29 protein-coding genes and 1 pseudogene are annotated in these 24,747 nt (G+C 61.6%); 4 read left to right on the top strand and 26 right to left on the bottom strand.

The window, feature by feature from the left end; all coding sequences use genetic code 11:
* Positions 1–29: 29 nt before the first annotated feature.
* From ACF8O7_RS04210 to ACF8O7_RS04195, 4 genes and pseudogenes are all read left to right on the top strand, one after another.
* On the top strand, positions 30–335 hold the full coding sequence (locus tag ACF8O7_RS04210; RefSeq protein ID WP_155524686.1) for a hypothetical protein: 306 nt from the start codon (positions 30–32) through the stop codon (positions 333–335).
* Between the two features lie 189 nt (positions 336–524).
* On the top strand, positions 525–785 hold the full coding sequence (locus ACF8O7_RS04205; protein WP_392442488.1) for a hypothetical protein: 261 nt from the start codon (positions 525–527) through the stop codon (positions 783–785).
* 154 nt (positions 786–939) lie between these two features.
* Positions 940–1,044: pseudogene (locus tag ACF8O7_RS04200) on the top strand (hypothetical protein); the annotation flags it as partial.
* Between the two features lie 48 nt (positions 1,045–1,092).
* On the top strand, positions 1,093–1,344 hold the full coding sequence (locus ACF8O7_RS04195; RefSeq protein WP_016445339.1) for a hypothetical protein: 252 nt from the start codon (positions 1,093–1,095) through the stop codon (positions 1,342–1,344).
* Positions 1,345–1,632: 288 nt separating this feature from the next.
* Here the strand turns inward: ACF8O7_RS04195 and ACF8O7_RS04190 are convergent, their stop codons facing one another.
* The 26 genes from ACF8O7_RS04190 to ACF8O7_RS04065 form a co-directional block, all read right to left on the bottom strand.
* A complete protein-coding gene (locus ACF8O7_RS04190) occupies positions 1,633–2,091 on the bottom strand; it encodes a hypothetical protein (protein WP_080650032.1) in 459 nt (152 codons plus the stop codon).
* Positions 2,088–3,425: an AAA family ATPase gene (locus ACF8O7_RS04185; RefSeq protein WP_392442485.1), complete on the bottom strand. Its 1,338-nt coding sequence runs from the start codon at positions 3,423–3,425 to the stop codon at positions 2,088–2,090. The genes ACF8O7_RS04190 and ACF8O7_RS04185 overlap by 4 nt, the downstream gene beginning before the upstream one ends.
* Positions 3,426–3,616: 191 nt before the next feature.
* The gene (locus ACF8O7_RS04180) at positions 3,617–4,150 is read right to left on the bottom strand and encodes a DUF2514 family protein (protein WP_392442483.1); all 534 of its coding nucleotides are present in this window, start codon (positions 4,148–4,150) and stop codon (positions 3,617–3,619) included.
* The gene (locus ACF8O7_RS04175; RefSeq protein ID WP_392442480.1) at positions 4,151–4,600 is read right to left on the bottom strand and encodes a D-Ala-D-Ala carboxypeptidase family metallohydrolase; all 450 of its coding nucleotides are present in this window, start codon (positions 4,598–4,600) and stop codon (positions 4,151–4,153) included.
* Positions 4,597–4,923: a hypothetical protein gene (locus ACF8O7_RS04170; protein ID WP_139223868.1), complete on the bottom strand. Its 327-nt coding sequence runs from the start codon at positions 4,921–4,923 to the stop codon at positions 4,597–4,599. The genes ACF8O7_RS04175 and ACF8O7_RS04170 overlap by 4 nt, the downstream gene beginning before the upstream one ends.
* 60 nt (positions 4,924–4,983) lie before the next feature.
* Complete coding sequence (locus tag ACF8O7_RS04165) at positions 4,984–5,418, bottom strand: hypothetical protein (RefSeq protein ID WP_392442478.1); 435 nt, start codon at positions 5,416–5,418, stop codon at positions 4,984–4,986.
* Positions 5,415–6,188 (bottom strand): glycine-rich domain-containing protein, encoded by a 774-nt coding sequence (locus tag ACF8O7_RS04160; protein ID WP_016445332.1) that lies wholly within the window; start codon positions 6,186–6,188, stop codon positions 5,415–5,417. Before ACF8O7_RS04160 ends, ACF8O7_RS04165 begins: the two co-directional genes overlap by 4 nt.
* On the bottom strand, positions 6,185–7,216 hold the full coding sequence (locus ACF8O7_RS04155) for a hypothetical protein (protein ID WP_392442475.1): 1,032 nt from the start codon (positions 7,214–7,216) through the stop codon (positions 6,185–6,187). The genes ACF8O7_RS04160 and ACF8O7_RS04155 overlap by 4 nt, the downstream gene beginning before the upstream one ends.
* Positions 7,216–8,151 carry a hypothetical protein gene (locus ACF8O7_RS04150; protein WP_392442473.1) on the bottom strand — a complete coding sequence of 312 codons (936 nt, stop codon included), beginning with the start codon at positions 8,149–8,151 and terminating at the stop codon, positions 7,216–7,218. Before ACF8O7_RS04150 ends, ACF8O7_RS04155 begins: the two co-directional genes overlap by 1 nt.
* A complete protein-coding gene (locus ACF8O7_RS04145; RefSeq protein WP_392442470.1) occupies positions 8,148–13,208 on the bottom strand; it encodes a phage tail length tape measure family protein in 5,061 nt (1,686 codons plus the stop codon). The genes ACF8O7_RS04150 and ACF8O7_RS04145 overlap by 4 nt, the downstream gene beginning before the upstream one ends.
* A 2-nt stretch (positions 13,209–13,210) precedes the next feature.
* Positions 13,211–13,579, bottom strand: a complete 369-nt coding sequence (locus ACF8O7_RS04140) for a DUF1799 domain-containing protein (RefSeq protein ID WP_373785915.1) — start codon at positions 13,577–13,579, stop codon at positions 13,211–13,213.
* Between the two features lie 68 nt (positions 13,580–13,647).
* Positions 13,648–13,968: a hypothetical protein gene (locus tag ACF8O7_RS04135; RefSeq protein ID WP_183017373.1), complete on the bottom strand. Its 321-nt coding sequence runs from the start codon at positions 13,966–13,968 to the stop codon at positions 13,648–13,650.
* A gap of 80 nt (positions 13,969–14,048) precedes the next feature.
* Positions 14,049–14,969 carry a phage tail tube protein gene (locus tag ACF8O7_RS04130; RefSeq protein ID WP_392442467.1) on the bottom strand — a complete coding sequence of 307 codons (921 nt, stop codon included), beginning with the start codon at positions 14,967–14,969 and terminating at the stop codon, positions 14,049–14,051.
* Positions 14,970–15,019: 50 nt separating this feature from the next.
* A complete protein-coding gene (locus tag ACF8O7_RS04125) occupies positions 15,020–15,202 on the bottom strand; it encodes a hypothetical protein (protein WP_392442464.1) in 183 nt (60 codons plus the stop codon).
* A complete protein-coding gene (locus ACF8O7_RS04120) occupies positions 15,199–15,594 on the bottom strand; it encodes a hypothetical protein (RefSeq protein WP_392442462.1) in 396 nt (131 codons plus the stop codon). Before ACF8O7_RS04120 ends, ACF8O7_RS04125 begins: the two co-directional genes overlap by 4 nt.
* Complete coding sequence (locus tag ACF8O7_RS04115) at positions 15,591–16,223, bottom strand: HK97-gp10 family putative phage morphogenesis protein (RefSeq protein WP_392442460.1); 633 nt, start codon at positions 16,221–16,223, stop codon at positions 15,591–15,593. The genes ACF8O7_RS04120 and ACF8O7_RS04115 overlap by 4 nt, the downstream gene beginning before the upstream one ends.
* Positions 16,216–16,530, bottom strand: coding sequence for a head-tail adaptor protein (locus ACF8O7_RS04110; RefSeq protein WP_392442458.1), 315 nt, complete (start codon positions 16,528–16,530; stop codon positions 16,216–16,218). Before ACF8O7_RS04110 ends, ACF8O7_RS04115 begins: the two co-directional genes overlap by 8 nt.
* 43 nt (positions 16,531–16,573) lie before the next feature.
* Positions 16,574–17,086 carry a hypothetical protein gene (locus ACF8O7_RS04105; RefSeq protein WP_392442455.1) on the bottom strand — a complete coding sequence of 171 codons (513 nt, stop codon included), beginning with the start codon at positions 17,084–17,086 and terminating at the stop codon, positions 16,574–16,576.
* A 35-nt stretch (positions 17,087–17,121) separates the two neighbouring features.
* The gene (locus ACF8O7_RS04100; RefSeq protein WP_392442454.1) at positions 17,122–17,466 is read right to left on the bottom strand and encodes a hypothetical protein; all 345 of its coding nucleotides are present in this window, start codon (positions 17,464–17,466) and stop codon (positions 17,122–17,124) included.
* A gap of 50 nt (positions 17,467–17,516) precedes the next feature.
* Positions 17,517–18,830 carry a phage major capsid protein gene (locus tag ACF8O7_RS04095; RefSeq protein ID WP_392442451.1) on the bottom strand — a complete coding sequence of 438 codons (1,314 nt, stop codon included), beginning with the start codon at positions 18,828–18,830 and terminating at the stop codon, positions 17,517–17,519.
* A gap of 68 nt (positions 18,831–18,898) precedes the next feature.
* On the bottom strand, positions 18,899–19,852 hold the full coding sequence (locus ACF8O7_RS04090; RefSeq protein ID WP_392442448.1) for a S49 family peptidase: 954 nt from the start codon (positions 19,850–19,852) through the stop codon (positions 18,899–18,901).
* The gene (locus ACF8O7_RS04085; RefSeq protein ID WP_392442445.1) at positions 19,852–21,123 is read right to left on the bottom strand and encodes a phage portal protein; all 1,272 of its coding nucleotides are present in this window, start codon (positions 21,121–21,123) and stop codon (positions 19,852–19,854) included. Before ACF8O7_RS04085 ends, ACF8O7_RS04090 begins: the two co-directional genes overlap by 1 nt.
* A gap of 3 nt (positions 21,124–21,126) precedes the next feature.
* Positions 21,127–21,342 (bottom strand): hypothetical protein, encoded by a 216-nt coding sequence (locus tag ACF8O7_RS04080; RefSeq protein ID WP_392442444.1) that lies wholly within the window; start codon positions 21,340–21,342, stop codon positions 21,127–21,129.
* Entirely contained in the window at positions 21,339–23,096 is a 1,758-nt protein-coding gene (locus tag ACF8O7_RS04075) for a terminase large subunit (RefSeq protein WP_392442441.1), read from the bottom strand. Before ACF8O7_RS04075 ends, ACF8O7_RS04080 begins: the two co-directional genes overlap by 4 nt.
* 7 nt (positions 23,097–23,103) lie before the next feature.
* Positions 23,104–23,628 (bottom strand): P27 family phage terminase small subunit, encoded by a 525-nt coding sequence (locus tag ACF8O7_RS04070; RefSeq protein WP_392442439.1) that lies wholly within the window; start codon positions 23,626–23,628, stop codon positions 23,104–23,106.
* Positions 23,629–24,309: 681 nt separating this feature from the next.
* Positions 24,310–24,747, bottom strand: a complete 438-nt coding sequence (locus ACF8O7_RS04065) for a hypothetical protein (RefSeq protein ID WP_392442436.1) — start codon at positions 24,745–24,747, stop codon at positions 24,310–24,312.

The raw sequence follows: 24,747 nt of genomic DNA, 5'->3' as shown, positions 1-24,747 counted from the left end.
TGAACTCGCTATTCACAGTGAAGGAAGATATGGCTGAGTTCAAGAAATCTGACCTGTATTACACCGACTATTCGGACATCGCAGTGGAGGGAGACGATCCAACGAAAGTGCGACTTGATCGCACTCGTGTTAGTCGACATGAATCTTATGAAGTAGTAACTCTGATCAATTCGATCAACTTCACGGGAGGCACAGAGAAGGGGATTCACAGAAGCAGGCAGATTATTGAGTGGATGATCCACGATCATCTGCCCTCAAATATTCAAGGTCGCGACAATGTCAAAAAATGGATTTATGATAATTTCAGTGAAATGAAGAAAAGCTTTCCACGCTAAATCCTACGCCCATATAGAAAGAGCTCTTCAAAGGCTCTTTTTTTAACAGATGAAATTCACTTCAATCTGACTAAATTTCCTGAAAATCCCACCCAGGCGCAACTAGCCCAGATTGTAAATGCGGGCATCACCGTGGTCACAGCGATTGACGGAAAGGCCTGCAGCCGCGCACGGCTCAAAGACAACCCCATGGATCTGGTCTACAGCCTGCTGGTGATGATCCGCGCGCACGAAGAAAGCGACACGAAGAGCAAGCGCGTGAAGGCCAGCATCAGGCGACTGTGCGAGGGGTGGCAGAACGGCTCCTATCGAGGACGTGTGCGCCAGGACATGATCCCGAATGGATCAAGGAGACGGAGGCAGGATGGGATATCAACCCCGCGCGTGCGGCGGCCGTGCGCCGGGTGGTTGAGCAGTACACGCAAGGGCACGGGGGCAAAGGCATCGTGATCTGCGCGGCTACTACCCTGCTCTACTGAGTCCAGATGAGTGGACCGAGCTGCAGCGCGTCGCCGCGCAGAGCGGTCGCCGGCGAGTCAAGGGGGATCTGCCGCACGTCATCATAGGTCTGGGCATCACGATCTGCGGTTACTGCGGCCGCCCGATGTCCGGTCAGCACTTGGCGACCAAGAATCGACTGCCAGATGGCCGGCTGCGCGACGGAAATCGGCGCCTACTCTGCGCCTCGGCTGCCGCTTACGGCGGGGGCTGCCCAGTGTCTGGGAGCACTAGCGTGGCACCCGTGGAGCGCGCAATCATGTCTTACTGCAGCGACATCGTGAACCTGCAGGCGCTGTACGGGGCAGACCGCAACCAGGCGCCCCGCGCCCAGGTGGTGGCAGCAGCACGCCAGGATGTGGACAAGATCAGCGCCCAGCTCGATAAACTCCCCGATGCGATGCTGGCCAGCGCCGACGAAGGCACGCCTGCGGTGTTTGCAGGGCGCGCCCGACGACTTGAGATTGATCTGGTGATGCGGCTCAAAGCAAGCTGCAGGCGGCCGAGCTAGACCTGGCCGGCGCGTCAGGCACAGACATCACAGGAACCGATGCAGCTTGGCGGGCGCTGTCGGCCGGCGTGGAGGAACAAGAAATCGGGCCTAGGCAACAGGCCCGCCACATAGCGTTAATAGCAGATACCTTTGAGCGTATCGTGGTTTACGCAAGGGGCGTCAATCCAGGGCTCGACTCTTCGGAGCGCAACTACAAAATTGATCTTGTGCTAGTGGCTCGCGGAGGAATAGCCCGGATATTAACTATAAACAAGCAGGGCAATTGGGTAGCTGGAGAACAAGCCATTACCCAGGCACCCGATCCAAGCCCGCGAGATCAGCATCAAGCGTCCACACTCTAACTCGACTCATGCCATGCTTACTACACAAAGCTTCCCACTCCTTTTTTATTGATAAATCCCCTACACCCATACCATGAGTTGCGGCATCCGTGAAAGTGTCCAGCCATCCGAGCACCTCATGATTGGCGGGAAAATTTATCGGCTTCCATGGTGCTTCATCATTTAGCGCTTGACGGACATGAGAAACAAATCTCTCTGCGGCAGACCTTCTATGAGAGCCATTAGCCAATTGGGCAATATGATTCCCCGTCTCAACAATGGCAGCCATAGGTATGAAAAGATGATCACCATCCTCAACAAGTTGCTGCAACTCTTCAATTACAACATCCCATTGATCATTTAAACCAGGAACATTGAGAATGTTTAAAAAAACAGATGTGTCAACGATGACGATTGAGCTCATTTTCCGTCACCCTCTTTTTGCGCCTTAAGCGACTCCAGCCAAGCTTGAGCCTTACGTTTCCTTGACGCAGGTCCTTTATGATTCTTCACAAATCTTTCCAAAGCACCTGAAGTCATCAGCTGACCCAGCGGTCCTTGTATCAGCAGATCAGGAACATCAGGAATACCATTCATGCGAATCAACTTACTATCCCCAGCCTTCGGATCGCGATAGCAAAAAACCACATCAGGCACAGCGACATCAGGCAGCGCATCTAGCATGGCAGGATTATGAGTAGACAGTAGAACTCGCAATTTCCTTCGCTCGGCAATTGCTCGAATGCTATCCAATAAATGCCTAGCTCGGCTAGGATGCACACCGTTATCAATTTCCTCTATTACGACTAGACTGCCTTCAGCGGCAGATAGCATTGCTGCAGCAACAGCAAGTACGCGTAAAGTCCCATCGGATAAAAGTGATGCATCGTAATCCCTTGGCTCACCTCCAAATGTCTCTCGAACTTGGACCATTACTTCATCGCGCGGTCCCGCTAAGAAGCTAAGCCCAGATATATCCTGCTCTGGCAAGCTCTGGATGAAATCCAATATATCCCTACGCTGTGTGAGATATGGCTCCTCATGGGCCACCATATCTTCACCCCAAAGTTTGTAGAGAACGCTCGACAAATTCGTCCCATCCCCAAGCAATCTTTTGTCATTCGTAAAGCTATACTCCCGCATACGAGCGGGAACTGGATCCAAGAACAGAATATTTGATAATATCTTCTGAAGTCTTTTAGCAACCTTGGGAATAACATCTTGTGCTCTTTTATGACCAGCCTCAAATCTTGCAGCACTTTCAAATTGAACAAACACTGCCATTTGATCGCTAACAGTAACATGCGGTTTATTCCCACCTCTCGCGAAATTATTGTAAGCAACACCTGCATCGGTGCTCAAATTAATCGATGGACGATCCATTACATAGAGAGGAAGACTTTGCATATAATCGTCAACCTTTTCGCCCGTTATATGCAACTCTCCATCCCGAAGTGTTAATTGCATTTCAAGCCGATTCCAATCCTTGTCATCGGTTCTACAACCCAATGTGAACTTGGTCTCGCCTCGATGAGACAGGTCATCTATTCTTCCTCTAACAACCCTATCTGCTTTATTAACCTCATACTGAATTGATGCAAGTTTCTGCCCCTGGGCAAGCCAAGACAACAATCGCAGAGCCTCTATTGCATTACTTTTCCCTGCCGCATTTGCCCCAATTAGAACTGTCAAAGGACCAAGAGGCAATGTAGCCTCCCGGAAACTCTTGAACTCTTTCAAATTGAATTCGATCAGCATAAAATTTACCAAAGAAAGTTAGCTCAGATATTTTTTTAACCGCATTGATGACCAACAACCTAGCCGGCCACCCAAAGCGCTGGAGAGAAAGATTAGATCTCATCCTGACGTCCTACGCCTAGTTCTAGTCTAACGGCTGAAAGTCTCGAAACAATTAAGAATTTTCTGCATGCAGCAGGAAAAGCACATTCTTACCTGTACACGGCTGCACTCATTTCCAAGCTTGCTTCAAACGCGCGCTCGCAAGCGCTGCCCCGACCTCGGGCCTCATCAGCAATGCGCGCCAGCTCTCCCGCTCGCTCGTCAGCGCGACGCTGCAGTTCGGCAAGCAGATCGAGGGCGCTGGTGTCTGGCGCGCACTGTCCTGCAGCGGCGCGAGCATTGGCGGCCGCACGGTGGGCGGTGATGTAGTCGGCGAGGTCGCCGCGCAGCCGGCCAGCAGCAGCACGGGCAGCGTCAGCGTCAGCAGCAGCGCGGGCTTGTGCCTGGCCAGACTCGCGGGTGATGATGTCGAGGTTTTCACGGTAGGTGCCTTCCAGTTTTCGATAGCGCTCGGAGGTTTCGGCGGCCGCTGCAGTTGCGGCGGCTCGTTCGGTTGCCAGGTCAGTGCGGGCCCTGTCGGCCGCGCGCAAAGCGAGCAGATGGCCAACGCTCTGCCAAAGCAGCAGCGCGGCCAGCACAAGGGCCAGGAACTGCCAGGCGCGGGATTTGAGTAGGGCCAGCATCTAGACCTCCTGAATGCCCACCAACGTGCTTTTGCCGCTGACGGTAATCACGCGATTGACGGGCTTGTCCGGCGTGCGTGTGGACAGGTGCACCCATCGCTTGCTACCGACACTCTCATAGATGATTTGCCCGATGCCCAGCGCGTTGACATGCGGGGCCAGGGCCTTAGCCACGGCGTGAGGCGAACCGAACTTCGGCGCCACGATGTCAGCGGCCGCGCCTATCGCGTGATCGCTGCTCGTGACGCCACCAACGGCTGCATTGACAGCGCGCGAGCGGTAGCCGCTGGTCACGATGATGGGCACGCCCAGGTGCGCGCGCACGCGCTCCAGCATTGCGGCCGTGAGCGCCAGGCGCTGCAGGGCCTCAGGAGTGGGCGTGTTGTCCAGGCCCTGGCGCTGCGCCGTGGCACTGGCCGTGAGTTCTGCAAGGCTGAAATGGGGAGTCATACAGCACCCCCATCCTTTGGCGGCAGGCCCAGGCGCTTGCGCACCCACTCATTGAGCAACGGACCGAGTGCGAACTGATCCCACGCCCGGAACACCCAGTCGGCCGCAGTCATCGAGAACATGCCGACGACGAAGCCGGCGAGCCCCTCAGAAAGGCCTGTCGCCACCACGAAGTCAGGCGTACCGTAGTTGCTCGCTGCGATCCCGAGCACCAGCATTGCGCCCTTACGGGGCCATGTACCTTGCATCCACATAAGCGCTCCTGCACTGCCGAGAATCCCCGGCACTTTGGGTAGAAGTTGATCGAACCAGTTGTTGTCCATGTGCCCTCCTCCGGGCATGAAAAAACCGCCCGAGGGCGGTTTGTTGTGGGATGTCATCTTTCAGGGCAGCTCGTGCGGCTGGATCGGCGCGTCGAGGATCGCACCAGGATCGATTGCGTGCCCGGCAGCCTGCAGAATTGCCAGGCCTGCCGGCAAATCCGGGTTGTCCAGGTCGATGTACTTGCGCACGCTTGCGTCCATCACCACTGCTTTGCAGTTTTCGTCTGGGTCTCGCAGGATCGCCCATTTCATCGTGCCGAACCTGTCAAAAAATGCGCCCACGCTGATGTGGCGCACGGGCGTAGGCTGCGGCCCAGGGTCTGGCACAGCGGGCGCAGCGAATGCCTGGCCATCCCATGACCAGCCAATGCCGACGCCTTCAGGCGCCGGTTCTACGTGGTCCCACTGCGCGCGGACCACGTCCGCAAAATCTGCGTCAGCAACGATGACTTGCTCGACACAGCCGCTTTTGACGAGTGCGTAGTTTTCGGTCATTCGTACCACCAGATCCTTACAAAGCCAGAGCCACCGGCACCGCCAACGGCGGTGTAGCCGCCACCACCACCGCCGCCACCACGATTTGTCGCACCAGCGCTACCAGGCGCACCAGGGTTGCCTTCCGCGCCGCCACTACCACCGCCAGACATACCCAGTCCAGGACCGTTGGTGGCCGAATCCCCACCACCTCCACCACCCCCGCCATAGCCGTTGATGCCCAAACCACCAACGCCACCATTGCCAGAGCCACCGACGCCCCCACCCCCGCCCCAGAGGCCTTCACCACCGCGCCCCTGACCGCCCGCCCCGGTGCCGCTGCCATTGCCAGGACCACCGGCACCACCACCACCGCCTCCTGTACTTGCCCCGCTGCCACCGCCGCCTGCCCCCCCGTTGCCACCTCGCTGGTATCCAGACAAACCGCCAGCGCCATACCCGCCACCGGGCACAGACACAGATCCAACCGCCGTGGCTCCCCCCGCAGTGCCGTTGCCAACTCCCGATGCAGTCCCGCCAGCACCACCCGCGCCGATAGTGACCGCAACAGGCCCGGTAAACGTCATCGGCAGTGTCAAGACAGCACCTCCACCGCCGCCGCCACCACGCGAGCAACCGCCACCACCCCCGCCACCAACCAGCAATACCCAGCCCTGCCCACCACTCGCCAACAGTGCCGCAGGAGGGGTAAACGGTCCAGACGCCAAGAACTCCTGGTAGCGCAGTTTTCCCCCGCCACCACCGCCAAAGTAATCCGAGTAAAAGCTCATGCTGCCTCCATAAATCCATCCGTTGCATTGACCCAGCGGCATACCGCTGAATCGTTTTGGGACAGCAGTTGCATCACGCCAGGACTGCGGCCCTTGAGCTTGTTTGACTGCCAGTCAATGTTTGCGGCCCAGATGCCGCGCGACATCCCAAACCCAAAGGCCTGGCCTGCAGCGAAATTGATTGGCACGGTCAGCGTGATTCCGGCAGCCGCGAGAACGTAGAACACCCCCGGCACAGCGACAGTCGATGCAGTGATGACTTGCGTTGTCATCCAGGCTGAAGCACCTGGCGCAGCCACACCAATCACCCAGTCCGCTTTTGCGGAAAGGCCTGCGAACGTGTCAACTCCAATGACCAGAGCGCCGGTGCTTGGGTTGTAGCTCTGGACGTAGCCGCTCATACGTGTACCAGGGTCGCTTGCGGACGTGGCCACAAGGTACATGCCCGCCACAAACGAGCGCGATGACTCCATGCCGAAGGTCTTCGCGCCAGCGCCAGGTGTGACGCTGGTCGTGCTGCTGCCCTTTAGCTGAGCAGACGCGAATACTTCAGCTTGGTCGCGGTAGGCCTTGGATGAGTCGCGGGCAGCTTCCGATGCATTCTTCGCAGCGACGGCAGCATCTCGGGCCGTTTCGGCCCCGCCCTTGGCCGCGATGGACAAGTCGCGTGCTGCTTCAGATTGCCCCTTGGCTGTGATAGAGCCATCGCGTGCCGACTCAGATCCACCTCTTGCCGAGACCGACGCATCGCGTGCAGTTTCGGACTGCCCTTTGGCTGTGATCGCGTCGTCTCGCGCCTTCTCTGCCGCAAGCTTCGCATCCCCGGAGCCGCCCGCCGCAGCGACTGCTTCCTGCGCGTTGTGCTGGACATTGGCAGAGAGCGCATTGATTTCAGGCACAAACGGCCCTGGCCCGCCCATGTGCGTGCCGAATGCATAGGCCTTGCTGTTGTAGGTGCCTGCCGCTCGATCCGACAGCGCCGGGAATTCCGGCACCGGGGAGAGCGTGGCTGCTGGTTGTATTGCCATCAGATGGCACCTTTCACAATGAGATTGAGAGATGTCTCACCCCAGTTGTCAGCCCGGATAGATCCGGTCACAAAACCACGGGTGTTGAGATAGCCATAGCGCGGCAGACCTGATGCTTCAAACGGCACCACGGTATCGATGATTTCGCCAAGGATGGCGTCCGCATACATGGCCTGTTCGGCGTCGATTACCACCCTGCATGTAACGTCGCGGACGTTGCCGCGGGGGATCTGTCTAAAGGTCCCGTCGTCATTGACCTGGCGATAGGTGTAGGACTTCCTCTGCGCCTCTGCCCCGTACTCGGCACCGCCAAAGTTGGCTTCACCTATGAGTTGCCGCCAGTCCCCTACCTTGATATCACCCACAGCGATGGCGCCATTCCCCGGCGCCCGGATCGTCACGGACACCTCGGCATTTGGCGCTATCGGAATTTCATCCATGCTGATTTTTTCCAGCGCTGGCAGCGGCGTAAAAAGCAACTCCCAGAGCCCTGCGGCTTGGGCGTAAAGATCGCCGTGCTGCTCCCGGATAACATCTCCACCAGGGGCATCACGGACGACAAGTGAATAGGTCGCCCCCTCGGGTCCATAGACGCTGACGCCGTTGATAAAGCCTGGAGTCAGCACGAACGTGATGGACCCCTTGCCCCGAGATTTCGTCGCCGAATAATCATCGAAAGGGGCCATGCGGTCAGTTGGCCCCTTGCGGAGCCAATAGCCAGGATCAGCCTCAGGTTGCGCCGTACGGCCCGAGTGCGCCCGGGAGCACGAGTAGACAGATCCATTTGAGGTGCGCAGGTCGTCAATGGCATAGCTGCCACTGGCGACCCATGCGACTTCGCCATTTGCCGTATTGGGCTCGGGCACTGTCGTGCCTGCGGCGACCATGGCATCGGTGATTTTCACCGGCACCATGACGCGAGCGGATACGTTCATGCGATCTCCTTTGCTATTGCTTGCGCCAGGGCCGACACATTCATGATTTCCGTCCGCGTGGCGTTACCACCTTCGGTCACGTCGTCGGTTAGCTCCTGCATGGCGGACACACTCACAGAGATTTCCGAGACATGCGAGGTCAAGCGATCAACGACCAAGAGCAGACGCTCAAGCAGAGCCACCGACCTCCCCGAGTCCTCTCCACGCGGCCGCTGAAAACCGCCAGCCCAGGGATTAAAGGCCTTTGGCACAATGGCTTCGCCTTCGTGGATCTGGGCCAACATGTCGCCGGGAACGTAGTTCGTGCCCACGTCAAAACGCGGGATGCCAGCCCGGTCAAGCGCAGCGTTCACGTCATTGACTGAAAAGCCGTACAGGTAAGCCAGGTCCTGAGCCGTCCCACCAGCTTTCTGGAAGTCCGTTGCAAGCCCTGCAAAATCGCCCGTGCCAGACCATTTATTGAACGTTGGAGCGAGGCCATCCAGCCGGCGTTCGTAGTCAAGATCGGCGTAGTCATAGATGACTGCGCCGCCCGACAAGATCGCAGTAGGCGTCTTGTATTTACCGTTGTTGGCGGGCGCAAACCCACCGCCCCCGGGCCCCCAATCCGGCGTCGGTGTCTTGCCCCCACTGCCGCCCCCGCCGGGCGTGGGTGACTTTTCCGGAAATAGCAACGCCTCAAGGCGCTTGATCGCAGCTTCCACGGATAGCGTCGCATCGATCTGCTTTTCGTTGCCTTCAAGCAGGTCACGCCAATACGCCAGCGTCTTATCGAGCCGATCAATCTGCTCTTGCGAGTTTTTGAACAGCCGCTCCTCTACGCTGAGCTGCTCATCGCCCAGGTCTGCAAGATCCGACAACTGGCCGGCCAGCACCAGGGCGTCACGCTCCCTTTCAAACTGGGTCGCATAGACGCCCGCAGAGATGCCCCCTCGCGCTGCCGCGATGGCTTCGCTCAATTCGTTGTAGCTGGAAAGCTTCTTGCCGTTTCGCACACCCGCCAGCGCGCTTTCTACATAGACCATGCCCTGCGCGGCCACCCATTGAGCGGAAGCATCCGACATACCCTGCAGATCTCGCGCATTTGAGCGAAGCGAGGAAATCGAGCTGGATAGCGCCTGGATCGCCTCCTGCGAGGAGGAAGCGATGGCACTCCAGTAATCGCGCTCACGGCTGACGGCCGCCTCAAAATTGGCACGCGCCTTGGTGTCCGCAGCCTTGGCATCCTCCAGCGCCCAGATGCGTTCTTGCAATGCGCGATTGCTGGGGTCCAATGCCGCCAGTTCGCGTCGGCGCAGCTCGGCGGTGTCGCCATTCAGTTCCAGCCACCGGCGCTCCAGATCCATCTGCTTGTCTCGGGCAGCGATTTCGGCGCGCAGCGCTTCGTTGTAGTCCCACGCGGCACGTTCAGCCTCGCTCATGCCCTCGGTCGCAAGCCTGCGCAGTGCCTCACGGTACTTGTCCGTTTGGCCCGTGGCTCGCAGGTACTCGGCTTCCAGCTTGGAGCGGTCATCCTTGAGCCCATCCAGCACACGGCCTGCAGCGTCAGCGACTTCGCCAAACATCTGGGCCAGGGGCAGCAGCTTGGCGAGCAGCTCCACGTCGCCGGCGGCCATCGCCGCTTCGACCAACTTGCGGAACTGCTCTTTTGCAGCCTGGCCCTGGCGCGGATCAATCTCCAGCTTCAGATCCTTCAGCGACTTGTCCAGCACCTTCGCGGCGTTCTCGACCCGTTCGCTTTCCGAATAGAAGCCGGTGTAGAAGGCATCCATACCTGCAATCAGGTTCTCGATGCCGTCCATGTCCTTGATCAGCTTCGCGATGGCTTTGTCGCCCAGCTCCCCGAAGTTGGTGATGTTGCGTGTCCAGCCCTCAATAGCCGAGGCCGTGAGCTGCACCTTTTGCAGCATCGCGTTGAAGCTCTCCAGGGTGATGTCGTCGCCCAACTCCTCGAAAGAGTCCCGCATCCAGGCCGGGATGTCGGCCTTTTTCAGCTCACCAATGAGGGCGCCGCCCATGTCGGCCACGAACTGCGCCCAGGCCTTTTCCGGGTCATTGCCAAGCCCGCCATCCCGCTTGGTGTAGCTGGTCAGGACTTCGCCAGTGATCTTGTCGATCAGCTTGAAGTAGCCGTAGGAATCTTCATCGCCATACTTGGGATTGCTTGCGAACCCCGCAACGATGTCGATATCGCGTGCACTGTCGCCAGCGTATTTGGCCAAGGACTTGTAGACATCGGACAGGGCCTCAACCGTCGTGCCGAGCTGCTTGCCAAGATCCTTGTTGCCGCGCTTGGTCAAATCGTCATACCAATCGCCGGCCGCACGCCCAAACAGCATTTCTGCCGCCTTGTCGTTATCCGCGCCCGTGGTGCTGTATGCCGCCCCGACGTGATTTGCCCCACGCGACCCGAACAGTCCGCCCTTGAGCAGAGAGAAGATTGCAACAGCCCCCGCAATCCAAGGCAGCGCAGTGGTGAGCGCCGCACCAAAGCTGCTACCAACCCCAGCCCAGCCACCATTGCCGGCAATGAGAGCACCCATTGCATCGCCTCCAGCCAAGCCCACAGCATTCGCGCCAGCCAGACTTGCGGCAGAAGCACCGGGCATGAAGCCCCACATTGCCTGCGCACCAGCGCCCAGCGTGCCGAGGTTGTTGAGCACTCCCATGCCCGCGCCGCCCGACTGCTTTCCACCCAGGTCCAGACCCAACGCGCCGGCAGCACTGTTCACCGCCAGTTGCACGGTCGCCATGATCAGCGGCCGGAAAACCAGCGTGCGGGCCAGATTCTTGAGGTAGTCGCCAAACGAGCGGCCACCGGCCATGAGCTGGTCGCTCAGGCTCTGACCAATCTGCTCGACACCCTTTTGCCATTCGCTCACACTCGCAGCCGCAGCCTGCGCCGAGGTCTCGCGGGACTCCTTCAGGGACGTGAGGCCCAGCCGCTCGCGCAGCAGCTCGATCTCCTGCTGCAGGGCGATCTGCTCGCGGGTCATCGTGCCGGTCAAGGCAGCAGCGCGCTCCATCTCGGTAAGCTGCTGCTCTTTGACCAGGATGATTGCCAGCTGCCGCTGCGTGAGGATCTGGGACTGTTGCTCAGCGTTGAGGCCGATCAGCTCGATCTCTTCTCGCAGCGTCTTGTTGCTCTCCAGCAAGCTGGCAACGGTCTGTTCCGCAGCGGATGCGATGGCCACCCGGCGCGTGCGCTCCAACTCGGCGATGCGCAGGAACTCCTTCTGTGCCGCGTTCTCTTTCTCCAACGCGGCCAGGCTGTCGATCTTCGCAAGGACGTTGGCACGCTGCGCCTCGCTCAACCCTTTCAGCGAGTCCTTGAGGTCCTCGTTGAACTTGATGCGGATCTTGTCGGACTCGGCCAGCTTCTCGCCGCTCTTCAGCTCCTGCTGCTGCTCGCCGACTTTTTCAGCAATGGACTGCAGCAGGTTGTCATAAGCTGTCTGCAGCTGCTTGGCCGACTGCGCGCTCGCCTTTGCGCCAGCGTCCTGCTTCGCATAGGTCTCTTCGACCTGGCGCTGCATCTCGGGCGTGAATGCAGAGCCGAGCTTGCGTTTCCACTCCTCGACCTCCAGCGCTGCTTTCTGGGCCGCTGTGCCGTACTTCTTGATCCAGTCTTCCGACTGGCCCAAAGGAACCTGTGTGCTATTCGCGGCGGCGGCCACACCAGCAACCTCGGTCGCCACGTCTTCCACTGCCGGCTTTGCCGCGCCGGCGGCCGTTCGCAAGACATCCAGATGGCTCTTGATGCCGGCAATGCGCTCTTCAAGCTTGGCCGTCATCTGCCCCTTGGGGCCACCAGCGCGCGCAAGCAGGGCCTCGGCCTGTGCCAGGCGCTCGGTCTGAAATTCGATTTCCTTGCTGAGCCTGTCACCCACTGGGTCGCCCAGGTTCGATGCAATAGCCGCGCCCGTGGCCGCACCAATGCCCAGCAGCACCAGGGTGGCCGGGTTCGCCGCGAGGGCCAGGCTCAGCGCGATCACCGCGCCGCGCACCTTGGTCAATGCCCCCCACACCCCGCCAGCGGCGCCGATGGCATTGGCAACCTGCAGCGCCCCGGCCGCCGTGGCCGTGCCGGCGATCATGCCCAGCACAACTCCGATCTCGCCCTTGTGCTCGGCCACGGCCTGGCCCAGCTTGACGATGCCCGCCATGCTGCTGGCGGCAAAGCTGCCCACGTCGATCAGCCCGCTGATCAGGGTCTGGAAGCCGTTGCGCACGTCATCGCTGTTGAGCGTGCTGTTGAGTCCCTCGACGCTATCGCGCAGGCCTGGCAGGCTCGCGCTGTCCGCCGTCATGAGGCTGTTGATGGTGTTGCCAACAGCCGTCAGCGAACCGCCCAGCGTGTCGCGCGCCGCCTGGGCGGCGCCGCCGTAGCTGGACTCCAGGGCCTGCAGGATGATCTCCTGCGCCTTGGCCGTCTGGCCCGTGCGCTCGAACTGCTTGACCAGTTCCTTCTGAGCATCCGTGAACCGAAAGCCCTGCTTGGACAGCGCAGTCAGGCCCTCGCCGGGCACGTCCAGCGCCTTGCCGATGGTCTCGGCCGAGGCCGTGACTTCATAGCCCATGCGCTCGGACATGTCGATCACGGCCTGCATGGCGCGCGGGAACTGCTCGCCCACCACGCCTGCATAGCTGAGCATGCGGGTCTGCGCCTGGTTGATCTGACCCGCGCTGAATGTGCTGGTCTTCTCCATGGAGTCGGCCATGGCGTTGAGCCGCTCAATGCTCCAGCCAGCGGCGCCGCCCGTGGACTTGATCGCGGCCGCGAGCTGGGTCTGCTCCTTTTCGGCGTCGATGGTCTCCTGCTTGATCTTGGAGATGGCCGAGGTGATGCCGACTACGCTGATGGCGCCACCGATAGCCCCCAAGATGGAGCCCTTGAGGCTGTCCATGCGCGACGACACGCCGGCGGCCATGTTGTCATAGGCATCCTGCACGCGCTTGGCGTGCTGCTTGACCTCCTGCTCAGATGACTGCAGCCCCTGGCTGAACTGCGCATATTCCAGCGCGAGCTTGACGACCAGCGATCCCAATGCCGACATAGCTAGCCCTCCTCTTGTTTTCGAATTTCAATGAGCGCTGCCATGCCGGCTCGCTCCATCAACATCAGCCCTTGCATGACGCTTCGCCGTTGCCGAACAGGCACAAACAGCTCAAGCCAGGCAGCCACGCCGGCATAGTTCAAGCCGGTGCGCACAGGCATGCCAACGCCTGCAAACGCACTGACGGGTGGCGATAGCCAGTTCCATTGGGTTTCCAGGGCAATCCAGGCCTGCACCGTGGCCCAGTTTTCGCGGTACACCCCGAACTCCTCGGGCTGCGTCGGCACGGCCGCGCGCTGCTGCTCGATGGCCTCGGCCACACGCTCGATGTCTTTCGCCGGCGCGCCCATCGCGCGCATAGCCTCCAGCATGGATTCCTGCGGCGCGAAGGGATCGACGGTTTGCGGGCGTACGCCCGCCCACCAGCGCGCGGCCTCGATCAGTTTTTTTCTTTGGCGCCCGCGTTGGTGCGCAGATAGGTGATGGCCGTTTCACGCACGGCGGCGGGGATCTGCAGGAACGCAGCCTTGTTCTCGGGCGTGAATTCCACGGGCTTGCGCTGCAGGTCCACCATGTCCCAGCCCACCAGGACTTCATCCACGACCTCGCCGAACGGCTTGTTGTGCAGCTCCTGGCGGCGCTCCTCGGCCGTGCGCTTGAAAACGGCGGTGAAGGACTCTTCGCGCCACAGGCCGCTTTCGGTCTTGGTCTGGATCTTGACGGTTTCCTTGAATGTTTCCGAGGGGGTGAGGTTGAACATGGATTAACTCCTGATGAGATGGGACAGAAAAAGAAAAAGGCCGCATAGAGCGGCCTCAGGTGAGGGAAAAAAGGGACTGGTCAGCGCACGATCAGCACCAATTCGTCATCGCCGACGATGGGCACCAGGTCGAAGGGCAAGGCCATCATTGCCACGCCCTGGTCATCGCTGAGCGTGAAGGGGCCGGGCTGGATGTTGGGCATCTGCAGCTCCACGATGTTGCCGGGGTCCACGCCGTGGACGATCACGGCCGGGCCGCGCTCGCTGTTGCGCACGATCTCGGTCCAGTCCTTTGTCGTGACCTTCGGAAACTCCATGGTGATGGAGCCCGTGGGCTGACGGTCGGGGCTTGCGGCGCCTGCGCAGTTGATCAGCTCGCGCCAGTTCAACTGATTGGCCAGGTTGACCGAAAACGCGCTGGTGCAGGCGCTGTGCCCGAAGATCGTGAGCGTGGGCGTGTTGGTCTTGCCAACGACCTTGGGCTGCATGAACTTCGAGTAATCCACGCCCGTGGGCATGGCGCCCTCCTCCGGCTTGGAGTAGGCGCCCAGGAATTCGAATTTCATGACCGGGATGCCCTTGGGGTTCAGCTCGAAGCTGACCGTACCCTTGGCGTCCACGATCTTGAACAGCGTGCCATCCAGATAGCCATACAGCGTCAGCAGCGGCTCACCGCCGCTCACCAGCGTGTATTGCACGTCAGTGCCGGCCGTGATGGTCTCCGCGAACCCGCAGGCCTGCAGCAGGTCGCCATAGGCAGGTGCCACACCCGGGGTGCCGCTGCCCGCGATTTCCACTTCGCACGTCAGCTTGCGATGCTCGCCGGACGTGAGCTTGCCGCTGTTGCCTTTGTACGGGCGAATCAGGTCGCGTGCAACCTGCTCGGCCGTGATGGGCTCGGGCATCAACGCGCGGCACAGGATGGCATTGGCCGCCGCCGTGGGCGTGGCCGCAGTGCCCGCCGCCGTCTGGACCATCGCCAGCAGCAGCATCTGTTTCATGGACTTTGCCATGGGGGTTCCTTTCAGGGGTTGAGGGATGGAGCCAGGGCTCAGGGTTGCGGCACGCGCAGGCCGGTCGCAGGGTCGCGCACGTAGCGGCCCGCCTTGCCGTGGAACTCATCCCGGGGCGGCAGCGTGGTGGCCTGGTGGTGCGCCGGCTTGGCCGGCTTGGTGCTCTGCGGGGCCGGTGCAGACGTGTGCACTACCTCGTCCTTGTCTTTCTTTGCCGTCATGGCGTGTCCTTTGCTGTAGTGAATCGGGGCGTGCGCAAGCGCACGATCAGGGCACGGGCGTAGACCTGCGGATCGTCTTCATAGTCCGCGTCCTCGCAGCCCACTTCCCATTGGTAGTGCTCCATGGCCTCGACAGCCGTGCGCACGCTGCCGCCGCCGCTGGTGGGCAGCAAGGTGTCCAGCTCGACCGCGCTGCGGCTGAGCACGATCACCGTGGCGTCGTGGGCGTCATAGCCGCCGCCGGCGCACCATCCGAGCTCAGGCGCCGTCTCGACGCTGAAAACTGCCGCCGGCCAGGTAGGGCGCGCCGGCAGTTCAAGCCACCATGTATTGCCCAGCGCAGACTCCAGTACAGGCAGTAAACGCTGGTGGATGCTCGGGGCTGCCGTCATGCGCCTCCCTTCTTTCTTTCGCTGGCCAGGTAGCGCTGCAGCGCCCGGTCCATGGCCGTGATGGCGTTGTCACGCTCCTGCTGCAGCGCAGGCTCAATGAACGGCTTGCGGCCGACCACGCCCTGCGATGCAGCACGCCGGCGAGCACGCAGGCTTGAGGCCTCGTACTTGCGCGAGCGCACCACCACGCGGCCATTGCGCAGCCGCTGGGTGTATGTCGTGGTGCCGGACTTGACCGATGCGGGGACCACACGGCGGCCGGTCTCGACCCACTTCCAGTAAAACGGATCGTTGTCACGCCGCACCTTGATGCGGCCACGACTGACGACCAGTCGTTTTTGGCCCTTGGCTTGCACGCGCTTGCTCTGGTAGCGGCCGTGGCGCACACCGATGTGGTATTGCGCCGTTCCGTCCGGGGCGTTGGGCTCGCGCTTGATGGCGATGTTTTCGACCATGGCGCCGCTGATCACCGATCCGTTTGCCTTGGCAATCGCTTTGGCACGTTCCGTGATCACCTTGCCCCCAGCGACCACCATGCGGCGCGAGACCTTCTGCGCCATGTCCTCGCGGACTTCGCGGAAGGCTGCGGTCAGGTCGGGAACGCCTGTGACATCGGGTTTGTTAGCCATCACGCACCCCCGTTTCGCAGGTCAGGATCAGCGTTTCATGGCGATCCGCCAGATCTTTGACATGTCGAATCTGGTAGTACAGACCACGACTGACCACGCGCATGCCGGCCTTGATGCCATCGCGCCACCGGAGTGTGAACACCTCCGCAGACACGGCAACCTCGCCCCCCGCCGCCTTGGTGGCAGGGCGCAATGTGCCCGAATCGCTGGTGTGCCCGGCATAGATGCCATCGGTCGGCGTGACTGGAGTCCATGCCCGCACAATGCCGCCTGATCGGTCTTTGCCCTGCTGGAGAGCCTCGATCACGATAAGGCGCCTGAGCCTTCCTGATTGCAGCATGGGCCACCTTTCAGAATCGGGGCGGCACGGCGATCTCCGCCAACATGCTGCCCAGGAATTTCAAGGGAAGTTCGGAAACAATGGTTCCGGTCACCAGGGCTTCCCGCTGCTGATACAGCGTCCCCGCCTGCAGTAGCAGCCAGGTGCGTACCGATGGGTATGCGCCAAGATCGACCCCGGCCACGTACTCGATGCGCAGACGGCCAGGCGGCCGGCCGCCCGCAAAAACGATGCGGCCGACACGCTGGTCCACCTCCAGCTCGAAGCCCTCAACCGGGATCGGATCTGCCCCAGCGCGCAGCAGGCTCATGCTGCTGACGGACCGCACCTGGCCGACATCCAGCACATTGCCCAAACGGTCTTGCGGCCAGTCTTCGACGTACTCGGCCGGCCGGATGGCTGCGCCTGTTTCCGCCTCGCACATCTGCGTCACGCCCGGCACGATGATGTTTTCAACCAGCGAGCGCTGCAGGTCATCGATGTGCTCGCGGCACCATTGCGCGACCTCGGCGGCAGTCAGCACGGGCTCGCCTGCGTAACGCTTGCGCCGAGCCATGGTCAGGGCCGGTCAGCGTTGAGGTTGCCTGCAGCGCCCGCACCTGCCTCCGTGCTGGCAGCAGCAGGTGCAGCGACAGGTGGCGCGCCGTCACCACCGCTTTCGGGGTCCCCCGTTTGCGCCTGATCACGCGCTGCGGACTTGCCGCCACGCCCCGCACCCCGTGCACTGCGTCCGCTGGTTGCTGCACCGCTGGCCGTGCCCGATTTCTCGGCCACCTCGCCCGCTTCCAGGCGGTCCGCCTGGTCCGCCGGAAATGCTGCGGTTTCGCCCGGGTTGTAGCCGCGCCAGTGCTTCAGGAACACCACCGCAACAATCTCTTGTTTGCCTGCTTCTTGCTTGCTCATCGCCTTGTCCTTTCGATTGGTTGCGCCCCGGCGCCTGCCGGGGCGTCATCTCACATGCCCGCGCCCCACTTCACCTTGGCGCCGACCGCAACGGACTCGACGTGACGCACGCCGAAATCGTTGTGCGCGATCACACGCACCAGGGTCTGGTCGCGCTGGAAAGCGGACACCATGTTTCCGCCCGCGTCCTTGTAGGAGGCCTCGGTGCTGTAGGCGATGGACAGCTGCCCCGTTTCACCGATGTAGCAATCGGAGAAGTCCACGAAGTAGATTTCCGATTCATCGCCGCCGGCGCCCAGGTTCACCGGGATCTGCGTGGACAGGCCGAAGCGGTAGCCCTTGAGCTGGCCCTGGTCGATCTCGGGATAGGCCTTGTTGCCGTTGCCGTCGCGCAGCGACTGCAGCCAGCGGATGGTGCGCGGATGCATCAGCCAGCCGCAGTTGGCCATCGCGGCATTGGCGGCTTCCAGGCGCAGCATCAGGCCGCCCAGGAACAGGTCGATGGCCTTGAGGTCAGGATCGACGGGAGCGTCCACCACGTTGCCCGGCAGCGCCCAGTAGCGCAGGCCTTTGGGCAGCAGGGCACTGCCTGCCGAGCGGATGTAGTGCAGATCCTCGGCCAGGCCGGTGCTGATCAGCAGGTCATTGGCGACGATGCTGTCCACACGCGGATTGATGCCAGCGAACGACAGCAGGTCATTGCTGATCGGCACCAGGGCGCCCATCTTCTTGGCCTGCAGCTTCATGTCCGCGAAGGTCATGTCGGTCACCGGGATGTCGGTTTCGGTGCCGATGTAGCCCACCACCGTGGAGTCCTTGATGCGCGGCAGCGTCATGTTGCCGTTGACCAGGGGCAGGCTGACCGCCCCCATGGACCGCACGACAGAGCGAGGGCGCAGCGCCTCGATCACCGAGGCGGCCATGTTGGCGGGGATCAGCACACCACCCGCGCCCGGGGTGACCGTGCTCAGGGTCTGCACGATGTCTTGGCCGAAACCGCCCTCTTGCGCCATCTGGGCCGCATGCTGCTGGTTGCCACCAGCAGCGGCCAGCAGCCGGGCCACCTGCGCGACGGATGCGCCCGGCGGGGCGTTGTCGGTGACAGTGACGTGGGCGCCGGCAGGCGGGCCGTTGATGCCGCGCGCACTTTCGTTGACGGGCACCGCCGCCGCAGCATTGAGGCGTTCGGCAGATTCGGCGCGTGCAATCTTGGCGGACAGTTCGCCGATTTGGGTTTCCAGCGATGTGAACTGCTGCAGCTCTTCTGCAGACAGTTGCTCGCCGGCGGCATCCTTCTTTGCGAGGGCCTGCAGCGTTTCATTGAGCTGGGCGCGTTCGCTACGCAGTTGGGTCACAAGGGACATGGTTTTGCTTCCTAAAGAGCAATGAAAAAAGCCCGCCGAGGCGGGCCGGAAAACTGCCGCGAACGCGGTCAGATCTGGGCTTGCAGATGGGCTGCAGCAGCACGCACAGCCAACCGGCTAGGCGCGGGGCGATTGGCGCGGCTTTCGGCCACGGCGCGGGTGATACCGTCCAGGGCATCAGTGGGGGTCTGCAGCCGGTCGGCCAGGCCAGCGGCGATAGCGGCCTGGCCACGGTAGAGACCGGCCTCGGTGGCGCGCACGACAGAGGCGCTCAGGCCCCGGTACTCGGCCACGGCATTCACAAACATGTCATAGCCTTCGTTGACCAGCTCCTGCAGGAACTTCATGGACTGTTCTGTCAGCGGCTCATGCGGCGACAGGTCGTTTTTATGCGCGCCGGCATACACGGTCGTGACCTTGATCCCTTCGCGCTCCAGCATGGCCGAGCGGTCCATGTGCTTGGCAATCACTCCGATGCTGCCCACGCCGCTGGTGCGGCTTACCACCAGTTCGGTGCACGCCGCACCGATCAGGTAGCCGCCGCTGTAGGCCGAGAAATTGACCAGGCCGATGATTTGCTTTTGCAAAGCCATGGACCGCAGATCCGCCGCCAGCTCAAAGGCGCCGGTGGCAGCGCCCCCCGGGCTGTCGATGTCCAGCACGATGCGCTCGACCAAGGGATCAGCGACCGCCTGGCGCAGCTGGCTGCGCAGATCCTCGTAGCTGGTCATGGTCTCGCAGACATTGAGGTGTGCCGCACGGCTGACCAGCAGCCCATGGACCGGGATCACCTGCACGCCCGTGGCCTGCAGGTTGGCCCGGCGCCGCTCTTCTTCGCGGGCAATGCGCGACTCATAGTCGTCATCGTCGTGCCACATGCGGGACTCGGTCACCGGGGCCATGTTGATGATGTTGAGGCTCATCACCTGATTGGCCCAGCGCACCGCCATGTCCATGGCATCCGGGGTAGTGAGCAGCGGCTGATTGAACAGCAGGCCCGCTGCGCGAAGATAGCTTTTCATTAGGTCAGGAGCCTTTCGATTTCTTGCCGCTGGATCTCCAGCTGTGCCCGCACTGCGGGATTCTTCGGATCGGGCGCCGCAGCACCCGCCGCAACCATGTTGAGTGGCTGGAGGTAGGTATCGCCCCCGGCCACGGGCGGCAGGTTCTCCAAGCGCCGGATGTCGTTGACCGAGAGCCAGCCCCATTGCCGCCCGATGGCATAGGCCTCATAGCGGCTCTTCTGATCGCCCCGCATGAGGCCCGACAGGTTGAATTCGATGAAGTAGCGCGGCCGCTCATCGTCCAGCAAAAAGTCGCGCATCATGGCCTGCTCATGCCGCTTGGCCCAGGGCAACAGTGCGAACACCACGAAGTGAATCAGCAGCTGCTCGATCGTGTTGTAGTTGGCCTTGTCCAGGTCGTTGACCATGGGCAGCGGCACCTTGTAGATGCGCGCGGCATCCACGCCCGACAGCTTGAGGATGGCCGCCACGTCCGCGTCCACATTGCTCATGGACACCGGCTTGAACGTCATGCCCTCCTGCAGCAGCGCCACCTTCCTGGCGTTGTCCACGCCACTGAATTTGCTGCCCCACTGGTTCACGATGGAGTCAATGGTGCCCTGCTCCTTGATCGCGGCCACTTCCTTGGGCCGCTCGATCACCCCCGACAGCGTGACGCCATTGGCGAACGACTTGCCGGTGTACTGGCGCACCGCTTGGGCGAGGCCGATGGAGTCGGCGTGCAGCTCAATGGGGGACAGCCCGACATAGCCATTGTGGGAATGCCAACGAACGTGATGGACCAGGCGCATAGGCAGAGGATCGGACACGCCAGCCACCTGGTAATACGGCAGCATGTCAGGCCCCTTGAGCACCGTCACCTTTGCCGTATCCAGGGGCCACAGCTGCGCCACCTGGCCGTCCCGCCCACGCTCAATGAACGTGTACGAATTGCCGCGCAGGCCTGCGGACATCTGCGACAGCTCCACCCGGTCATACGGTGTCTGGAACGGGTTGGGCCTGTAGCGCAGCACCTGATACAGCGGATGGCTGCTCGCCGACTCACGTTGCCCTCCGCCCTTGCGCTCGTAAAGCTCCAGGGGCAATTGCGCCAGGCTTTCGGCCAGCAGCGTGACGCAGTTCTGAATAATCGGCAGGGCCAGCGCAGTTTCTGGCGTCACACGCATGCCGGAGCTGCTGCGAGCAGCCCCGATCAGTCCACGCCAAAAGCCACTGGAGCCGTTAGACACCAGGCCCTCATTGGCGCCAACCAAGGAAGAAAAGAACATGTCTTACCCCTCCCCGCGTGCAGCCGCCAACGCAGCCAAGCCAGATGCGGCGCGGTCAACGCGCCAAGCGTAGGCAACCAGGGCCACGCCTGCCACCACCATGGCCGATGGGGGGTGCATGCGCCATATGCCCGCCACCACCAAGCCGAAGCCCAGCAGGCCGCACAGCAGCGACAGCAGCACCAGTGCCACCCGAAAACTCGGCAGCTGAAACTTCATATCTTTATCCCCTTGTCATAGACGGACGGGCCGCCCAACTTGCGACCCTTGCCGCTGATGCCACAGGCCATGATTGAGGCCACAACGCCGTCAATCCGGCCCACGGACTTGGCTTTGTCCACCTTGCGGTTATTCGCCGGGTCATGTGTCAACACCGCATTGGCGGCGTTCCATGTCAGCACCGGGTTGCCGTCATGACGCAGTTGCTCCACTTCGGCGAGCGGCTCGGCCAGCTCGTCTGCACTTCCCGAATCCACAGGCGCACCCAGCAGCCGGCGCTCAAATTCATCGACGGCCGGCCCGAAAGACTCATACCCCTGACCGAAGCCAACCAGGGGCGGCAGCGTTATCCCGTGCTCGGCCATCAGCTGAATCACATCTTCGATACGCCAGCGGTCGAACGCGATGCGCTCCAGCCCCGTGAAATAGGCGCTGATGGCCTGCAGGCGCCGCAGCACAAACAACCGGCTCACCGCTCGGCCTGGCGTTGTCTCCAGCCAGCGCTCGGCAATCCACTGCCGATACGGCACCTTGTCGCGCTTCTCCCGTTCGTCCAGGTCGTGATCTGGAATCCAGAAATACGGCATCAGCCGCCAATAAGGATCTTCCAGCGTCGGAAAGAACAGCAGAACGAATGCCGTCAGGTCGGTCGTACTGGACAGGTCCAGCGCGCCCACCGCCTTGCGATGTCGCAGCAGCTGCAGCGGCACCGTCCCCTCGGCCGCCGCCCATATCTCCCAGTCGAGCCATGGCGATTCGGCCTGCGTCCATACACAGAAATTGAGGCGCAAGACCTTGGCCAGCTTCGCCGGCATGCCGCGCGCGTTCTGCACCTGGGCACGCAGATACTGATAGCCAGGGATGCCCTCGCGCTGCCCTGCCAGGCGAAAGCGCAGCGATGGGTTGACCTTCGGCCAGCACCATTCATCGTTGATCGGGTCATCGCCCTTGTCCAGTGAGCAGATGAAGCCAAAGAAATGGTCATCCTGTGCACGCCCAGTACACACGTCTGCACCGTAGTCGTGGTACTGCCCGCACGGCGTCGTCTTGTCGCTGCCGCTGTTAGTGATCATCACCACCATGGCACGGCGGCGGCTCTTCATGCCGGCCACCATCATGTCGATCACAGTCGCAGTCTTGTGCTCATGAACCTCATCGATCAGCCCGACATGCGGACGCGGGCCGGACTGTCCCTCATCTGCAGAAATGCATTTGAAGAAACTGTTGGTCTCCGCATAGAAGAGGTTCCAAACCTTCTCATCACGCCCCGACTGCACCAGGCGCGATTGCAGATGCGGCGATTGGTTGACCATTGCCACGGCATCGCGGAACAGGATCTGTGCCTGGTCTTTCTTGGTCGCGGCAGCGTAGATCTCGGCGCGCTGCTCTTTGTCGGCCGTCAGGCCGTACAACCCGATTCCAGCGACAAGCGGGCTTTTGCCCGACCCCTTTCCGGTTTCGATGTAGACAACGCGGAAGCGCCGGTAGCCGTCCTCGGTGTACCAGCCGTACAGACTGCCCACGATGAACGCCTGCCAGGGGGCCAGCAGGAAAGGCCTGCCTTCGTATTCGCCGCCGTTGAGCTTGAGCACATCCTCGAAAAATCCGATGGCTCGATCTGCTGCCGACTGATCCCACACCAGGCCACGCTTGTGCCCCTGCTTCAGGTCCTGCAAATGGCGCTTGCACGCGGCCCGCACATACGGCCCCGCAATGATTCGCCCCTGCAGCACGCGGCGGGCGAACTTCTTCACTCGGCAGTCAGAAGTAGCGAGCGGCAGCGTCCTTTTCGTCATTGCCGAACAACTCCCCTTGCGGCGCCGCTTGGGCCTTCATGTTTCGTCGCGCCAGGGGCGACATACCGAACAACGCGCCGGCGGCGTTTGCCCGCTTCTCGGCATCGTTGGCGAGTTGCCGCCACACGCTGATTTGCTTGGCGCCCGTCGCATAGGTCTGCACATCGCCCGCCTCGGCCTGCTCTGCATTCTTCTTGACGATCAGCGCACGAAAGCGCCGCCAGTCGGCCACCGCCTCGCAGTAGGACGAAAGCGCCATGACATCGATACGGTGCACCCAGCCCAGCAGCAGCAAGTCGGGCATCACGCGCCTCCACTCTTCCCGCGCTTCCGGCGTGAGCACCTCGGGCATGTCAGGCTCGCTGGCGGAAACCGTGTTGGCCTCCTGCTCGCGCAGCAGAGCAGCCGCGTCTTTTTTTCCGGGATTGCCACCCGCCAGATGCAGGAACGGCGGTTTTGCACTGCGCCCGGAATTGGCGTTTCCAGCCATTGGGGTGCCTCCTGTCGTATACCCCCCCTCCCCATATTTCCCGCATTTTGCGTACGGAGAGGAACGGTCGGTCTCTTGCTAAAAAGGGCGAAAGTTTTTCACCCCCCTACCCCCTCGGAGCCGGTTTTGGGCCGGATCGGGTCAAAAACGCCGAAATCGTCGATGCAGCGGGCCGATTCCACGGGTGACGCGGGTCCAACGGCCGACCATCAGGTGCACAGCCGGCAATGCGCCCGGACTTCTCAAGGCGCTGCTTGTCAGAGTCGTGGCACAGCTTGCACAGCGGTTGCCAGTTGGACCGACTCCAGAAAAGCCGCTGCGCTTCGCCCATGCGCTCCGGGTCTCCAGATTCCCGGGCTTCAGCAAGGCGAGGCGCGACGATGTGATCCACGACCTGGGCCGGAATCGAATCGCCACGCTTTCCGTGCTCAGCACACAGCGGGTGATCCCGCAAGAACTGGTCCCGAGCAGCGCGCCAGGCGGCACCGTAGCCACGCGAAGAGGCGGAACCTCGCCGCTCATCGTGGTCCTGGCGGCTGATGGCTCGGCGGGTCTCCGGCGTCATAGATGCTCCGAGGGGGACAAAAAGAAAACCCCGCCAGGCTCGCGCTTGGCAGGGTTGGACTTGGGTCAGTGGGTTGGGACACCTTCCACAAGTTGCCTGAAATGTACCAAGACTCTCTAAGGTGTAAAACTCCCTGGCCGATCTTTCACGGCCCACAATTGCGCCAACTTGCGCTCGCGCTCCTGCACCATCTCGCTCAGCCAGTCCTCAATCGCCTTGTCGGCCGCATCGAGCTGGGCATGCACGGTTGACGGTGCGCGCCCGATGCGCCGGGCAGTCCCCTGAATGCCCAGATCCCGGAGGTAGATCAACTCCAGCACCAGGAACAGATGCGGCTTGGAGTGCTTGAGTGATTGCACAGCTTGGTCGGTTTCCTCAGCCTCCAGATGCAGCACCGGGATAGTCGCCTCACGCACCTTGGGCGGCTGCTTCACGCTTGCCATCCAAGCTGCAAGGATGTTCTGCGTTGCAAAGCCCAGGCCATTGCCGTCACGGCGAGCGCGCCACATGGCCCAGTTGTTCAAGCGTTGCTTGATGTGTTCGCGGCGCGCCAT

This window comes from Delftia sp. WSY_16 (assembly GCF_043104415.1).
Classification (GTDB): Bacteria; Pseudomonadota; Gammaproteobacteria; order Burkholderiales; family Burkholderiaceae_C; genus Comamonas; species Comamonas tsuruhatensis.
Note: the sequence above shows the minus strand (reverse complement) of the source record. Positions and strands in the feature narration are given on the sequence as shown.

Excerpts from the sequence above, each read along its gene's own strand:
- ACF8O7_RS04205 (WP_392442488.1), top strand. The coding sequence starts at position 525 with ATGGATCTGGTCTACAGCCTGCTGGTGATGATCCGCGCGCACGAAGAA.
- ACF8O7_RS04130 (WP_392442467.1), bottom strand. The coding sequence starts at position 14,969 with ATGAAACAGATGCTGCTGCTGGCGATGGTCCAGACGGCGGCGGGCACT.
- ACF8O7_RS04100 (WP_392442454.1), bottom strand. The coding sequence starts at position 17,466 with ATGAGCAAGCAAGAAGCAGGCAAACAAGAGATTGTTGCGGTGGTGTTC.
- ACF8O7_RS04160 (WP_016445332.1), bottom strand. The coding sequence starts at position 6,188 with ATGAGCTTTTACTCGGATTACTTTGGCGGTGGTGGCGGGGGAAAACTG.
- ACF8O7_RS04070 (WP_392442439.1), bottom strand. The coding sequence starts at position 23,628 with ATGGCTGGAAACGCCAATTCCGGGCGCAGTGCAAAACCGCCGTTCCTG.
- ACF8O7_RS04065 (WP_392442436.1), bottom strand. The coding sequence starts at position 24,747 with ATGGCGCGCCGCGAACACATCAAGCAACGCTTGAACAACTGGGCCATG.
- ACF8O7_RS04190 (WP_080650032.1), bottom strand. The coding sequence starts at position 2,091 with ATGAGCTCAATCGTCATCGTTGACACATCTGTTTTTTTAAACATTCTC.
- ACF8O7_RS04170 (WP_139223868.1), bottom strand. The coding sequence starts at position 4,923 with ATGGACAACAACTGGTTCGATCAACTTCTACCCAAAGTGCCGGGGATT.
- ACF8O7_RS04135 (WP_183017373.1), bottom strand. The coding sequence starts at position 13,968 with ATGTTCAACCTCACCCCCTCGGAAACATTCAAGGAAACCGTCAAGATC.
- ACF8O7_RS04080 (WP_392442444.1), bottom strand. The coding sequence starts at position 21,342 with ATGAAGTTTCAGCTGCCGAGTTTTCGGGTGGCACTGGTGCTGCTGTCG.
- ACF8O7_RS04175 (WP_392442480.1), bottom strand. The coding sequence starts at position 4,600 with ATGACTCCCCATTTCAGCCTTGCAGAACTCACGGCCAGTGCCACGGCG.
- ACF8O7_RS04195 (WP_016445339.1), top strand. The coding sequence starts at position 1,093 with ATGTCTTACTGCAGCGACATCGTGAACCTGCAGGCGCTGTACGGGGCA.
- ACF8O7_RS04140 (WP_373785915.1), bottom strand. The coding sequence starts at position 13,579 with ATGCTGGAGGCTATGCGCGCGATGGGCGCGCCGGCGAAAGACATCGAG.
- ACF8O7_RS04180 (WP_392442483.1), bottom strand. The coding sequence starts at position 4,150 with ATGCTGGCCCTACTCAAATCCCGCGCCTGGCAGTTCCTGGCCCTTGTG.
- ACF8O7_RS04095 (WP_392442451.1), bottom strand. The coding sequence starts at position 18,830 with ATGTCCCTTGTGACCCAACTGCGTAGCGAACGCGCCCAGCTCAATGAA.
- ACF8O7_RS04120 (WP_392442462.1), bottom strand. The coding sequence starts at position 15,594 with ATGACGGCAGCCCCGAGCATCCACCAGCGTTTACTGCCTGTACTGGAG.
- ACF8O7_RS04165 (WP_392442478.1), bottom strand. The coding sequence starts at position 5,418 with ATGACCGAAAACTACGCACTCGTCAAAAGCGGCTGTGTCGAGCAAGTC.
- ACF8O7_RS04085 (WP_392442445.1), bottom strand. The coding sequence starts at position 21,123 with ATGTTCTTTTCTTCCTTGGTTGGCGCCAATGAGGGCCTGGTGTCTAAC.
- ACF8O7_RS04125 (WP_392442464.1), bottom strand. The coding sequence starts at position 15,202 with ATGACGGCAAAGAAAGACAAGGACGAGGTAGTGCACACGTCTGCACCG.
- ACF8O7_RS04090 (WP_392442448.1), bottom strand. The coding sequence starts at position 19,852 with ATGAAAAGCTATCTTCGCGCAGCGGGCCTGCTGTTCAATCAGCCGCTG.
- ACF8O7_RS04115 (WP_392442460.1), bottom strand. The coding sequence starts at position 16,223 with ATGGCTAACAAACCCGATGTCACAGGCGTTCCCGACCTGACCGCAGCC.
- ACF8O7_RS04150 (WP_392442473.1), bottom strand. The coding sequence starts at position 8,151 with ATGAACGTATCCGCTCGCGTCATGGTGCCGGTGAAAATCACCGATGCC.
- ACF8O7_RS04155 (WP_392442475.1), bottom strand. The coding sequence starts at position 7,216 with ATGGCAATACAACCAGCAGCCACGCTCTCCCCGGTGCCGGAATTCCCG.
- ACF8O7_RS04210 (WP_155524686.1), top strand. The coding sequence starts at position 30 with ATGGCTGAGTTCAAGAAATCTGACCTGTATTACACCGACTATTCGGAC.
- ACF8O7_RS04145 (WP_392442470.1), bottom strand. The coding sequence starts at position 13,208 with ATGTCGGCATTGGGATCGCTGGTCGTCAAGCTCGCGCTGGAATATGCG.
- ACF8O7_RS04185 (WP_392442485.1), bottom strand. The coding sequence starts at position 3,425 with ATGCTGATCGAATTCAATTTGAAAGAGTTCAAGAGTTTCCGGGAGGCT.